A 13,701-nucleotide genomic window follows, 5' to 3' on the forward strand; every position below is an offset into this window, starting at 1 on the left:
TCGCCACCACCTGTTCCGGAGATTCCATCGGGCCACGGTGTGCTCGGTTCTGCATTCCGGCTACTTCAAAAAAATTCGTATCGGTCGTACCGGGACAAAGGCAACTGACCGAGACTCCTGTCCCTTTGCATTCGGCGGCGACAGCTTCCGTGAAGTGAAGAACAAAGGCCTTCGTGGCCGCGTAGGTCGCTAGGAAAGGCACCGGCTGGAAGGCGGCCGTCGAAGCCACGTTTAAAATCACTCCGCGCTTCCGCTCGAGCATCGGGCCAAGATAATGGTGTGTCAACGCCACCAAAGAGCTCACGTTCAGTCGAATCATTTCGAGTTCGCGCTCGAGCGGCAAGTCACGGAACTTTCCATAGGTGCCAAAGCCGGCGTTGTTGATCAGCCAGTCCACCTGGAGGCCGCCGCCGGTCGTGAACGCGACCACCTGCTCGTCGGCTCCCGCCACGGAAAGATCCACGGCCAGGTGCCGGCATTCGATACCCTCTGCCCGCGATAGCTCTTCACTCATTTTCTGGAGCTTGCTGGCCGACCGTGCTACCAGCACCAGGTTGTGTTTGCGCTTCGCCAATTCTCCGGCAAAACATTCTCCGATGCCGCTGCTCGCCCCGGTAATCAGGGTGAAGCTTTTCTGTGGTGGCATGCTGTGCCTCATCTCGACATTTTCCACAAGGCCCGCTTCCGGCAAACTCAAGTTCCTGGCCGCAGAACCCTGAGCGTAGGCTGCCTCAGAGCATTTTGCAAGCGCCCGCACCGGGAACGAGCCTGCGCCATTCCTCTATCACCTCCAGGCCAATCCTTTCCTCGTAATACATTGGTAGTAAAGGAGTTATCTTTATCACTGGGAGCTATCTGAAGGAGCGCTTCTTCGGGGCAACTTTTTCGGGCCACTGGGGTTTGACCCAGTGTCGGTCGAGGCTCTGGCCGAAAGGAAGTGTCCGCGACCCATCCAATCGGACCAGCCCCAGGCTGGAAGGCAGAGGCGACTGCAAATCTGCCTGCACCGGGCAGAGCGAGAATTTTTTCGCGGTCCAAGTTTTCCGGGAGGCACAAAGCCCATGACAAGTTCCAAATTGCGTACGTTCGGCATTCTCTTGGTGCTGGCCCTCACCGCGGCTGGCTTGAGTTGCAGCGGCAATACCGAGCCGAATCCCCCGCCCGGTCAAGCCCGCGGGCAAGTTTATATCCTGACCACCGACGCGCCGCTTTCCTGCGTCCTTTCCTTCAAGATCACCGTCACCAGTCTGACCTTGACACCGGAAGGCGGCGGAACGCCGGTTTCGGTGCTTACCTCTCCCACACAGATCGAGTTTGCCCGGCTGGAAGGCATTCAGAACTTGCTCGACCTGAGTGCCGTGCCGGCTGGCAACTACGATGCGGCAACCATCGGGCTTGCGAGCCCGGTCATCGGTTATCTCGACACCTCGACCGACCCACCCGCAGTGAAAACCCTGAACGGAACCTTGACGACCTCGCTCGTTCCTGTTCCCCTCCGGCCGGTTTTGACGGTTCCCGAGAACGGCATCGTTGGTTTGCGAGTGGACTTCCGGGTGGCGGACTCGCTGGTGATGGACGCTGCCGGGCAGTTGACCGGCTCCGTCAACCCAACGCTCGCCATCCGCGCGGTGCGCCCGCGCGATGAGGACGGCCGCGTGGACGAAGTCCGCGGTGGCATCACTTCGATTGACATTGCTGCCGGCACTTTTGTCATTCAGACTCCGCGCGGCCGCAGCCTGACGATCAAGACCGACGCCAACACCGTGTGGGATGATGAAGGCGCTCTCGACATCACCAAGTTGGCGGTCGGCATGATCGTGGAAGTGGAAGGCACGTTCAATGACGACGGCACCCTCCGGGCCGAATTCGTCAAGGTCATCGCCGAGGATCGCTTTGTCGCCGGTGGCTTGATTACCGGTCTGGTGCCAACCAGCGGCCCAGCGGATCAGATCAACTTGCTTGTCCGCTTCGAATTGCCGGACGTCCCGGGGATCTCCGTTGGTGACGTCGGCACGTTCAATGTGGACGGTAACACGTGGTTCCACATCTTCCGCAAGCGGCTGGCGCTTTCCTCGCTCCTCTTCAATCGCTCCAGCATGTTGCCCGGCCAGCGCGTGGTCATCGGCGGCCAACTGAGCCAGCAACCACTCACCGCGCGGCGTGTGACACTCCTGCCACAGGCGCTCACGGGTAACTGGGTCATCGGCAGCACGCGCATCATCGGCGGCAACGTCGGTTCCTTCCAGATGGTGTGCAACAGCTTGGGAGGGTGCATCATCAACGGCCCGGTGAAGGTCTGGACCGATAACATGACTTGGTTCCGCGGCCTAGCCGGCTTGCAAGACCTCTCCGGCACAAACCCCATTCGCCTGCGCGTTTTTGGGCTGCTTCTGAAGCATCCGGCTGACGGCAGCTACGTCATAATTGCTCGCTGGGTGGCAAGACTCTCGTAACTCCACTTTCCCGCCGGGAGCCCTCGAAAGCTCCCGGACGGTGAACCCGAAGCAAGGCTCCGGTGTTGCACTTTTATCGGTCGCAGCCCGGCTCCCGTAAATAGCAACGGCACGAGCATGGCCGATGCGGGCGCTCGAATCGGCCGCCGGCATCCCGGCGTGGCGAAAGCCTATGCTTCTCCCGCCGGGTTATTGTATGTTTGGTGGTTCGATTCGGAAATGATCTTGCCCGGGGAGGCCTCATGATCCTTGCGCTGCGCACGCTCCTGGTTATTCTCCTTTTCGTGCCGGTCACTTTCGTTTCGGCTGGGGAAAAATCGTCTGTTCAAAAGGCAGCGAAGCCTCCCGTTCACGCTGACCTGATCTTGACTCACGGAAGGATTTATACCGTAGAAGAAGGACAGCCGTGGGCGGATGCCGTGGCCATTCGCGGTGAGAAGATTCTGGCGGTCGGAAGCGAGGCGGAGCTGAACCACTTCCGCGGGCCGAGAACAAAAACCATCGACCTGCGCGGCCGGTTCGCCATGCCGGGGATGATTGACAGCCACCTCCATTTCCGCGGCGGCAGTCTGGCTCTTGAGCAGGTGAACCTGGACGGCGCTTATGCGATCGAAGAGATGAAGCAGCGGGTGCGGGAGTATGCCGCCGCCCACCCCCAGAAGAAATGGATCGTGGGCCGCGGCTGGCTCTACACGAGCTTCGCCCCGGGCGGCTTGCCGGACAAGCGCCAGCTCGATGAGTGGGTCTCCGACCGGCCGGCGATCCTCGAGGCCTACGATGGCCATACCAACTGGGCAAACAGCCGGGCGCTCGCCGCCGCCCATATCACCCGGGACACTCCCGATCCACCCGGCGGCATGATCGTAAAGGATCCGGCGACAGGTGAGCCGACCGGGGCCTTGAAAGAAACTGCCGGTGACCTGGTCACCAAACTTCTCCCGAAGCCAACCCATGCCGAAGCACTCGCGGCCCTGCGCAAAGGCCTGAAGCTCGCCGCCCGCTCCGGCCTGACCAGCGTGGTCAACGCCGATGGCGGCCTGAATGACCTGGCGCTCTTCGAAGCATTGCGCAGCCGCGGCGAACTGACCCTGCGGATCTACATGGCCATGAATCTGGCGCCCACCACAACCGAGAAAGAGATCGCCGATTTTGAAAAAGCGCGAAAACTTTATCGCAGCCCCTGGGTCCGCGCCGGCGTCATCAAGGGCTTCATGGACGGGGTGATCGAATCGCATACCGCCGCCATGCTGGAGCCGTACGCCGACGACCCGAAGCTCAACGGCAAGCCCAATTTCACGCAGAAGGAGATCGATCGCCTGGTAGCCGAGCTAGACAGACGTGGTTTCCAGGTGATGCTCCATGCCATCGGCGACGGCGGCATTCGCATGGCGCTCGATGCTTATGAAAATGCGCTCAAGGCGAACGGCCCGCGCGACCGGCGATTTCGCATCGAGCATATTGAGAGTATTTCTCCGGTGGACATCCCGCGCTTTGCCGGGTTGGGCGTCATCGCCAGTTTCCAACCTTATCACTGTTATCCGGAGTCGAACCTGGTTGAGATCTGGGCGAGGAACGTCGGCCACGAGCGGCTGCCCTATTCGTTCGCCTGGAACGACATTCGCCGGCACGGCGCGAGGCTGACATTCGGCAGCGATTGGCCGGTCGTTTCACTCAGCCCCTGGATTGGATTACAAAACGCTGTGACACGCCAAACCGATGACGGCCAACCTGCCGGCGGCTGGGTGGGCGCGCAGCGGGTGACACTGCCGCAGGCCATCCGCGCCTACACCCTCGACGCCGCCTATGCCGAATTCGAAGACCGACGCAAAGGCAGCCTCCGACCCGGCAAACTTGCCGACATCATCGTCCTCTCCCAGAACCCGTTTGAAATTTCTCCACTCAAGATCCGTGAAACGAAGGTCCTGCTCACGATCGTCGGCGGAAGGATCGTGCACCGCGATCCCATCTAGTCCCGCCTTCGGCGGAGCCCGGGCGAGAAGGCGCCGAGCGGCGCCGCGGTTGCTTCCGGTCGGCAAACTTGCGAACATGGATTGTCGGCGAGGGCGCTGCCACCCTCCGGAAGCTTCGGGATCGGCTCCGTCGCCACGCTAAAGAATGACAAAGACAGCTCTAAATACCCCCACCGGCATCAAGGTTCACGCTTCCACGGGCAAAGGCCTCGAAATCGCCTGGTTGGACGGCCACCAGAGTCTCTATCCCTTTCCCTATCTTCGCGATGCCTGTCCTTGCGCAGCCTGTGGCTCAAAGCCTTCCCACGGCAGCAGCGGCGTGGCTCTCCCTCTTTACCGAGAAACCCCGAAACCGCGCAGCGTGGAACACGTCGGGCAGTACGCCATTCAATTCGTATGGAACGACGGCCACGACACCGGCATCTACAGCTTCGATTATCTGCGAGAAATCTGCCCCTGCGACGCATGTAAGCCCACCCCGCGGAAGTAGCCCAGGACGGGCGACTGTCCCTAGTGCTGCCAAGTACACAAGTACTATTGCTCGCTGTCGGCGCTTTTTAGTCCCATAGGAATGCTGCCCCTGAGAGAGCAATTTGGAAAGTGAGTCCACTTTGGCAGGGACAAATCTGACCCGAGCGGAAAAACTGTTCGGCCTCTTTGCCGGTCTATTTGTTCTGTTCCATCTCGCAGCCTTTCTGGTTCTTTCCCACCGCCCCAACCTGGTGACGGTGCTTGGCAACATCAGCCACCTCGTCCCGGTGCTCCTGGCAGGAATCTTTTGCGCGGCAGCCGCCTGGCGCCGGGAGGGAAGTCCGCGCGTCTTCTGGCTCTTCCTGACGATTGGCCTGTGGCTCTATCTTGTGGGAATGCTGTACTGGTTTGTCTGGGAAGTCATTTTGCATCGGCCCCTGCCGAACCCCTGGCCGATGCAGGAGACCCCGGTTTTTCTCCACTCCTTGTTTTTCCTGGGCGCGGCCTTGTGGAACCCGCAGCGCAAACGCAACCTCCTGGACGTGTATCGCAATGCGATCGACTTCTCGCTGGTCTTTGTGGCGGTGATTTTTGTTTACCTTTATTCGGTGATCAGCTTTGAGATCGTCACGCAGAACTCCCCTTCTTACAGTTCGAATTGGAACAAGGTTTACGACATTGAGAACCTGACGCTGGTGCTGGCTTTTGCGTTCTTGGCCTGGAAAAGCTCTTATCTGTGGAGGCGTGTTTATTCGTTGCTGGCCGTCGGGGGAGCGTGGCACCTGGTCGGCGCTGCCCTCGCCAACCGGGCGATTGACCTGCACCGCTACCGCACCGGCAGCGTGTACGAGCTGGGCTTGATTCCTCCCTATTTTTTCTTTTGCTTCGCCGCCTTTCACTTCTTGCAGCATCCCGAGCTGATCAAGGAAGCAGAACCACGCAAGCTTTCCCTGGGCAAGGTCACCTACTCCGGCCTGGGTCAGCTTTTCACCTGGCTTAGCATCTTGCTCATTCCCGCCACCGATCTGCTCGTGCGGCACTACTCCAGCCATCCGCCGGCCTTGCGCGCCTTTCGCACGGACCTGACTCTCATTACTGTTTTGGTGGTCACCACCTTAGCCGCCATGCGCCATGGGCTGGTGCAGCGAGAGAATCGCCGGTTGTTCGGCGCCTTGACGCGCTCGGAATCGAAGTACAAGTTCTTGGTGGAAGCATCGCACGACCTCGTCTATCGCACGAGCGCACGGGGTGAATGGGAGTTTGTCAACGATGTCTGCCAGCAGCTATTCGGTTATTCCAAGCGAGAAATGCTGGGCAGGCACTTCACCGAGTTCATCCACCCCGAGGACAGGCCCGCTGCCGTGGAGATCCACCGGCAGGTCGAAAACGGCAAGAGCATTCGAAGCTACGAGAACCGCATCCTTTGCAAAGATGGAACGGTCCGGCATATGAGTTGGAATGCCAGCCCCATCCTGGACGCGCAGGGGCAATTCCTCGGCTGCCACGGCATGAGCCGGGACGTATCCCTCACCAGAAAGCTTCAGGATGAACTCAATCAGAAAGCGCACAACCTGGAGAAGGCTTATGCCGAGCTGCAGGCTGCCCAGCAACATCTCCTGCAGTCCGAGCGCATGGCAGCCGTCGGCCAACTGGTATCCGGGATCGCCCACGAACTGAACAATCCGCTCACTGCCGTACTGGGGTTTTCTGAGATGCTCCTCAGCAACCCGGGCGTGGATCATTCGGCAAAAAGCAAACTGACCAAGGTTTTCGATTCCGCGAAGCGCACCCAAAACATCGTGAACAATTTGCTTCGGTTCGCCCGCCAGGAGAAACCAAGCCGGCAACCGGTGGATGTCAACGAGCTCGTTCAAAGGACCATTGCGCTGCGCGAGTATGATCTCCGCGTCAGCAACGTGAAGGTGGAGTTTCGAGGCGACACCAAGCTTCCCCTGACCCTGGGCGATCCGCATCAGCTCAGCCAGGTCTTCTTGAACATCATCAACAACGCTTACGATGCCATCGTCGAATTCCGCCGCGACGGCCACCTGGTCATCTCCACTCGTTGTTCGGAGAAGTGGATTGAGATTGTCTTTGCTGACGACGGCCCGGGTATGCGCGAGCCCGGGCGTGTCTTTGAGCCTTTCTACACCACCAAAGACATCGGTCGCGGGACGGGCCTGGGGCTGAGCATCTGTTACGGGATTGTGAAGGAGCACGGCGGCGAGATCTCCGCCCGCAACCACCAAGGCGGCGGGGCCACTTTCTCCATCCGCTTGCCCGTGACCGCAGTGCCAGCCGTCGCCCATCAAGTCGCCACCGCCGCCGCGACGGCAAAACCGGGAGCCCGCAGCGCCCTCGTCGTGGACGACGAGGAGAGCGTGGTTGACCTTCAGCGACACATCCTCGAAGAGCTCGAAATAGCGGTCTCGACCGCTAAAGACGGCAAAGAAGCGCTGGGGCGTCTGGCGGCGGACTCCTTCGACCTCATCATCCTTGACCTGAAGATGCCGGGAGGAATTTCCGGCCGCGACGTGTACGAGTGGCTGCAGGAAAACCGGCCAGGCAAAGAGAAAGCGGTGCTATTTATCACCGGAGACGTCGTCAACCATGAGACCGCGCAATTTCTTTCTCAGGCTAGCGTGCAAGCGCTGACCAAGCCCTTCGCTCTCGAAGAGTACCGGAAGGCAGTCGCCAAAGTCCTGTTGATTCCAGGGCCCGCGGTGATCCTGCCCGGCAGGCCCCATGCCATCTGAAGGGAGGCGGCTATTCCCTTGCTGCCTGGCGCGGGGACTTTGCTGAAGAAACTTGAGAGATGGCCGCTTCTAGGATCTCCATCCCCTCCTCCAACTGCTCATCGGTGATAACCAGCGACATCAGGGTCCGGATCACATTGCCGTAAGTGCCGGCGGTGATGGTGATCAGGCCGTGCTTGAAACAATACTCGGCGACGGCGCTCGTTTCCTCTTTCGCCGGCTGGCGGCTCGCACGGTCGGAGACCAGCTCAAGCGCCTGCATGGCACCAAGCCCGCGGCAATCGCCGATGAGCGCATAATCTTTGGCCCATCGGCTGGCCCGCTCCTGGAACCGCCTGCCGATTTGCCGCGAACGTTCCAGCAGGTTCTCCTTCTCGAATATTTCCATCACTGCCAGCGCCGCCGCGCACGCGGCCGGATTACCTCCAAAGGTTCCCCCCAGACCGCCCACCGCCGGCCGATCCATGATTTCCGCCCGGCCGGTAATGGCCGCGAGGGGCAGCCCGCCGGCCATGGACTTCGCCGAAACCAGGAGGTCGGGAACAAAACCGAATTGTTCGGATGCAAAAAGCGTTCCGGTGCGACCGAAGCCGGTCTGCACTTCGTCAGCGACGATCAAAATGTTGTGCTTGCGACAAATTTCCTCGAGCACGCCAAAGTACTCCGCCGGCGGCACCACAAAGCCACCCTCGCCGAGAATGGGCTCAACCACCACCGCCGCCACGCGCTCAGCCTGCACGACTCGTTGGAAGGTGTCCTCCAGATGCCGCACGCAAAACAAATGGCACTCCGGATAGGCCAGGCTGTAGGAGCAGCGGTAGCAGTAAGCGTAAGGGACGCGATAGACCTCCGGGGCGAAGGGACCAAAGCTGTCCTTGTAAGGATGAATCTTGCTGGTCAGGGAGAGCGTGAGAAGGGTGCGGCCATGAAAGGCATCTTCGAAACAAAGGATCGCCGGGCGGCCAGTGGCGGCGCGAGCAATCTTGACTGCGTTTTCGACGCCTTCAGCGCCGCTGTTGACGAAGAGCGTTTTCTTGGCGAAATCGCCGGGAGTGAGCTGGTTCAATTTTTCGGCCAAGCGGACGTAGCCCGAGTACGGCGTCACGCTAAAGCAGGCATGGAGAAACCGCTCGGCTTGCGCTTTCACCGCCGTCACCACTGCCGGCGCGGCGTGGCCTACGTTCATCACCCCAATCCCGCCGGCGAAGTCGAGATAGCGATTCCCATCCACATCCTCCAGTACCGCACCCTCGGCGCGTTCGATGAAAATCGGCGTGGCGTGATAGGGCCCGCGCGGAACGGCTGCTTGTCGCCGGGCCATCCACTCGAGCGACTTGGGACCGGGAATGTCGGTTTTGATCAGGATTGAACCCATTGCGGTTCCGTTCAACGGCTCACGATTGCCCCCGATGGGTCGGCGTGGGAAGCACGGGTGGCGGGTCACCGCTCCCCGGCTCAATACCACCCAATCGGCTGTTCATTCAAGTTTATGTAAACCTGCTTGACCTCAAGATACCCCTCCATTCCCCAGGGACCAAGCTCACGACCAAAGCCGGACTGTTTGTAGCCGCCCCAGGGCGCTTCCACGTAGGTGGGCTGCATGTGGTTGACCCAAACAATGCCGGCGCGAAGCGCCTTCACGGTGCGCATGGCCTTGAAGATATCGCGCGTCCAGACGGCGGCAGCGAGGCCATAGTGAGTGTCGTTGGCGATCTGGATCGCCTGCGCTTCATTCTCAAACGGGATCACCGCGGCCACCGGGCCAAAGATCTCTTCGCGTGCGATGCGGGCGCGATTGTCCACGTCGTAGAAAATCGTCGGCTCAATGTAGAAGCCCCTGTCGAGTCCGGCGCCCGTGGCCGGGCCGCCGCCAATCGCCACCTTGGCCTCCTTCTTGCCGATTTCCTGGTAACTGCGAACCCGTTCAAACTGCTCCCGGTTCACGACCGGGCCCATCTTTGTTTCTCGCTCGAGCGGCGGACCCAGCTTGACGCGTTTGGTCTTCTCCACCATCCCCTCCAAGAACGCCTTGTAGATCGTCTTCTCCACCAGGATGCGGCTGCCCGCCGAGCAGACTTCACCTTGATTGATGAAGATGCCAAAGAGCGCCCCGTCCACCGCCGCTTCAAAATCGGAATCGGCAAAGAAAATATTGGGCGATTTGCCGCCGAGCTCGAGCGAGACGCGCTTCACGGTGTCGGCTGCCGCCTTCATGATGAGCTTGCCGGTTTCGACGGAACCGGTGAAGGCGATCTTGTCCACGCCGGGATGGCGCGCGAGCGGCGCGCCGGCCGTTTCGCCAAAACCGGTGAGGATGTTGACCGCGCCGGGCGGCAAGCCCGCTTCGGCAAAGCCCTCGGCCAAGGCAAGCAGGGTGAGGGGCGTTTGTTCGGCCGGCTTGATGACGCAGGTGCAGCCGGCAGCCAGTGCCGGAGCGAGCTTCCATGCTCCCATCAGCATGGGATAGTTCCAGGGAATGATCTGTCCGGCGACGCCAACCGGCTCGCGCAGGGCCAGGCTCAAGGCATTGTCCGGCACCGGCAGCACATCGCCCCGAATCTTGGTGGCGAGGCCGCCGTAGTATTCAAAGCAAGTGGCGGCATCGGCCATGTCGAATTCCGCTTCGACGATGGGCTTGCCGCTGTTGCGCGTTTCGAGTTCCGCCAGTTGGCCGGAATGTTTCCGAATCCAGTCAGCCAGGCGAAAAAGCACGCGGCCGCGTTCCTGGGCCGTGGTTCCCGGCCAGACGCCCGAATCGAACGCAGCGCGCGCCGCCGCTACCGCCCGCTCCACGTCCTCCGCGCCCGCGTCGGGCACCTCGGCGATGACCTCCTGCCTTGAAGGGTCTATCACCGGAAACACTTTTCCGTTCTTGCTTTCCACCCATTCGCCGTTGATGAACATTCTGTGCCGCTTCATGGCTTATTCCTCCGAGAAGGGGTCGAGGGGTTTTCCTTGAGCGGTCGGGTTGGCAGACCCACCCCCACGAGCCGCAACGGTGATTCTAGCTGAACGCGTGCGCCACCGGAAAATCGCTGCCGCGCTGCCAATCAGCAGAAAGCAACCCAGCAAGGTCTTGAACTCGTAGAGAAAGACATTTTGAATATCGCGCGATGGAATCAGGGCGAGTGTCATGGCGGCGGCCGTGCTCAGAAACCCGCTGATTCCGGCTGAGAGAAGCAACCAGCGGCTTTTGTAGAAGCCGCCGGCACCGCCGGCGGCGAAGCGCCACGCCATCTTGGCCAGCCCGGCATACAGGTAGAGAAAGGGCACCAGTTGAATGATGACGGCAACATTCAACAGCGTCAGATAGGCCTCCTTGACGCCGGCGCGGCTGAAGCTCAGCGCCACCATGGCCGTCGAAAGGATTCCCTGCACGGCCAGCGCGACATAAGGCGTTTGCCAGCGCTCATGCATTTTGCCAAAGGCAGCCGGCAGGTAGCGATCCAGTCCCGCCACAAACGGAATCCGGGCCGAACCGACCAGCCAGGCCGAAGCCGTTCCGGCGATCGAGGATGCCAGGATCAGCGCCAGCACCGGCGTCATCCAGGATTGGTGAACGCCGCCGGCCATGCGGCTGATGGCCTGCAGCACACCCTGAATCACGCCCACTTCCTGGTGTGGGATGGTCATGAGAAGGATGACTGTGCTCGCCAGGTAGAGCGCGCCGGAAGCGACCCCGGCCACCACCACCGCCCGCGGAACATCTCGCTTCGGGTTGCGAATCTCGTCGCCCATGACCGAGGCCAGTTCGAGTCCGACCAGCCCAAAACAAATCGTGCCGAAAGCCGACAAGGATTTCCAATCACTCCGGCCAACAAAGAACTGCTTCCAAGTGATTGCCTCTGCCGAGCCGTGACTCAAGAGCGCCCAGCCGCCAACCAGGATGAAGGTGGTCGCGACGATCCATGCCCCCGCGCCGCCCAGGTTGTGGATCCACTTGCCCGTGCCCAGCCCGCGCAGGTTGAGCGCAATCATCAGCCAGAGCGAGCCAACCGCGAAGACGAAGACAAACCACGGTTGGTCGCCGAGCCTGAGCGTGCGCTCTCCTCCCACATAGACAGAGATGCCGACAAGATAGAATAACAAGGTGGGAATGTAGCAGACGTTGTTGATCCAGTAGCACCAACCGGAAAGGAAGCCGTGAAAATCGCCAAATTGTTTTTTGGACCACAGGTAGATGCCGCCCTCTTCCGGATAGCGCGCCGAAAATTCAGTAACGGCAATCGCCTGCGGCACAAAAAAGAAAAGGAGCGCCACCACCCAGAGTGAAGCCGTGCCCAACCCGCCCGCCGCCACCACCGGCACCAAATTCAGATTGGTGATGGCGACGATGTTGAGCAGCACCAGGTCCCAGAGACCCAGCTCGCGCCGCAGTTTCGGCTTGGCATTTCCTTCCGCCGTAAGAAGGCCTCCCTGCCGCGAGGCATGAAGTAGGCCGCCCGGGCGCTCCGGGGGTATTGAAGCCAGGAGGGCTAGGTTGCGCCCACGCTTTGCTTCTGCTTGGCGTGCTCCGCCAAAGCCGGCGCCAGGTCAGCAAACGCGTCCAGATGCTTCTGGATGTCCACTTGGGTGTGGGCCACACAGATGGTCCATTGTTCGTCCCACCAGTAGGGTTGCGGCAGGACGCCCCGATTGACCATCCCGAACCAGTAGTGCTGCCACAGCGGCTTGTCCATTTCAAGCCAATCGCGATAATTCCGAATGGGGTGGGGCAGGAAAAGGATGGCGCCGTTGGCTCCCGCGCCTTCGATGGTGGCGTGCAATCCGACGCGGCCGGCGATGCGACGGTAGCCATCAAGCAATTGTTCGTTCAGTCTTGCCACGCGGTCATGGGCGTCCTGCGTGAGGACGTCCCGCAAGGTCGCCAAGCCCGCCGTCATGGCGACGGGATTGGTGTTGTATGTCCCGGCGTGAAATACCTTGCCCGAAGCAATCGCATCCATCACATGCTTGCGTGCGCCAAAGGCGGCCAGAGAGAAGCCGCCGCCGATGGATTTCGCCAGCACGACGATGTCCGGCTCGATGCCGAAAAATTCGCAAGCCCCGCCGCGCGCCAGTTTCACTCCGGTTTTGACTTCGTCGAAAATCAGCATTGCCTCGTAACGTTGGGTGAGTTCGCGAAGACCACGGAGGTAGCCCGGATCGGGCATGCAGATGCCGAGGTTCATCATGATGGGTTCAAGGATCAGGGCCGCCACCTCGGCGCGATGCTCCCGAAAGAGCCGCTCCACCGCAGCCAGATCGTTGAACGGCGCCACCAGCGTGTTCTGCATGGCGGCCTGGGGGATGCCGTGACCCGAGGCTACCGGTGTGGGTTGGCGCGCGTCGCCGGCTGCTTCGCGGGGGGGCTTCACACTCACCAGCACGGCGTCGTGCACGCCGTGATAGCCCCCTTCCATCTTGATGATTTTGTCGCGGCCGGTCACGCCCCGAGCCAGACGAATGGAATGCATCGTGGCTTCCGTGCCGGAATTGGCGAAACGCACCTGGTCCACTGGAAAACGCGCCTTGATCTCGCGGCCGAGCGCTGCATCCAATTCCGTTGACATGCCGAACATCGTGCCGCGTTGAATGCGTTCGCTGACGGCTCTGACCACTGCCGGGTGGGAGTGCCCGGCCATGAGGGCGCCGAAGCAAAGGTTGTGGTCCAGGTACTCGTTGCCGTCCAGGTCCCAGAGTTGCCCCCCGACTGCCGAATCCACAAAGAGCGGATAAGGCTCATAGGCGCGAAAGTTACTGCCCACGCCCAAGGGGAGATGCTCCATCGCCGCCTGGTGCGCCCGTTTCGACTTGGGCGTGCGCTCCAGGTAGCGCTGAATTTCTTTTTCCAACCACGCCATGATGGACCTCGCTAAGAAGTTTCTAAAAAGATTGGCCCCGGGATTCCGCCAGCGGCCCAAAGCCTTCGGCTGACCGATCCGCCGCTGCCGACAGGGAGGAATTCATCCGGTGGCTGGACCAGGCTCACCGGCTCACCGGCTCACCGCCACAACCCCGGGCTGGACGAAAGCAAGACCGGCGTGCCGACTCTACCCAGCCGTCTTTCCG

Annotated in this window: 9 protein-coding genes; 4 read left to right on the forward strand and 5 right to left on the reverse strand. The window is 60.9% G+C overall.

Translation table 11 applies throughout. From position 1 onward, the window contains the following. On the reverse strand, positions 1–646 hold a 646-nt coding region (locus VIH17_10335), incomplete at its 3' end, for an SDR family oxidoreductase (GenBank protein HEY4683631.1). A 415-nt stretch (positions 647–1,061) separates the two neighbouring features. Between VIH17_10335 and VIH17_10340 the strand changes: the two genes are divergently transcribed. The 4 genes from VIH17_10340 to VIH17_10355 all read left to right on the forward strand — a co-directional run bounded on the left by VIH17_10340 (position 1,062) and on the right by VIH17_10355 (position 7,650). Continuing rightward, positions 1,062–2,453 (forward strand): DUF5666 domain-containing protein, encoded by a 1,392-nt coding sequence (locus VIH17_10340; protein ID HEY4683632.1) that lies wholly within the window; start codon positions 1,062–1,064, stop codon positions 2,451–2,453. Between the two features lie 242 nt (positions 2,454–2,695). Continuing rightward, positions 2,696–4,423 carry an amidohydrolase gene (locus VIH17_10345; protein HEY4683633.1) on the forward strand — a complete coding sequence of 576 codons (1,728 nt, stop codon included), beginning with the start codon at positions 2,696–2,698 and terminating at the stop codon, positions 4,421–4,423. 145 nt (positions 4,424–4,568) lie between these two features. Further along, complete coding sequence (locus VIH17_10350) at positions 4,569–4,913, forward strand: DUF971 domain-containing protein (GenBank protein HEY4683634.1); 345 nt, start codon at positions 4,569–4,571, stop codon at positions 4,911–4,913. 121 nt (positions 4,914–5,034) lie between these two features. Next, the gene (locus VIH17_10355) at positions 5,035–7,650 is read left to right on the forward strand and encodes an ATP-binding protein (protein ID HEY4683635.1); all 2,616 of its coding nucleotides are present in this window, start codon (positions 5,035–5,037) and stop codon (positions 7,648–7,650) included. 10 nt (positions 7,651–7,660) lie between these two features. Here the strand turns inward: VIH17_10355 and gabT are convergent, their stop codons facing one another. From gabT to VIH17_10375, 4 genes are all read right to left on the reverse strand, one after another. Continuing rightward, positions 7,661–9,025 (reverse strand): 4-aminobutyrate--2-oxoglutarate transaminase, encoded by a 1,365-nt coding sequence (gabT, locus tag VIH17_10360; GenBank protein HEY4683636.1) that lies wholly within the window; start codon positions 9,023–9,025, stop codon positions 7,661–7,663. A gap of 80 nt (positions 9,026–9,105) precedes the next feature. Continuing rightward, a complete protein-coding gene (locus VIH17_10365; GenBank protein ID HEY4683637.1) occupies positions 9,106–10,569 on the reverse strand; it encodes an aldehyde dehydrogenase family protein in 1,464 nt (487 codons plus the stop codon). A gap of 3 nt (positions 10,570–10,572) precedes the next feature. After that, on the reverse strand, positions 10,573–12,120 hold the full coding sequence (locus VIH17_10370) for an APC family permease (GenBank protein ID HEY4683638.1): 1,548 nt from the start codon (positions 12,118–12,120) through the stop codon (positions 10,573–10,575). Positions 12,121–12,125: 5 nt separating this feature from the next. Continuing rightward, on the reverse strand, positions 12,126–13,493 hold the full coding sequence (locus VIH17_10375) for a glutamate-1-semialdehyde 2,1-aminomutase (GenBank protein ID HEY4683639.1): 1,368 nt from the start codon (positions 13,491–13,493) through the stop codon (positions 12,126–12,128). Between the last annotated feature and the right edge of the window lie 208 nt (positions 13,494–13,701).

The organism is Candidatus Acidiferrales bacterium (assembly GCA_036514995.1).
GTDB lineage: Bacteria > Acidobacteriota > Terriglobia > Acidiferrales > DATBWB01 > DATBWB01.

Coding starts and splice junctions, on each gene's coding strand:
- VIH17_10345 (HEY4683633.1), top strand. CDS start 2,696: ATGATCCTTGCGCTGCGCACGCTCCTGGTTATTCTCCTTTTCGTGCCG.
- VIH17_10375 (HEY4683639.1), bottom strand. CDS start 13,493: ATGGCGTGGTTGGAAAAAGAAATTCAGCGCTACCTGGAGCGCACGCCC.
- gabT (HEY4683636.1), bottom strand. CDS start 9,025: ATGGGTTCAATCCTGATCAAAACCGACATTCCCGGTCCCAAGTCGCTC.
- VIH17_10350 (HEY4683634.1), top strand. CDS start 4,569: ATGACAAAGACAGCTCTAAATACCCCCACCGGCATCAAGGTTCACGCT.
- VIH17_10340 (HEY4683632.1), top strand. CDS start 1,062: ATGACAAGTTCCAAATTGCGTACGTTCGGCATTCTCTTGGTGCTGGCC.
- VIH17_10365 (HEY4683637.1), bottom strand. CDS start 10,569: ATGAAGCGGCACAGAATGTTCATCAACGGCGAATGGGTGGAAAGCAAG.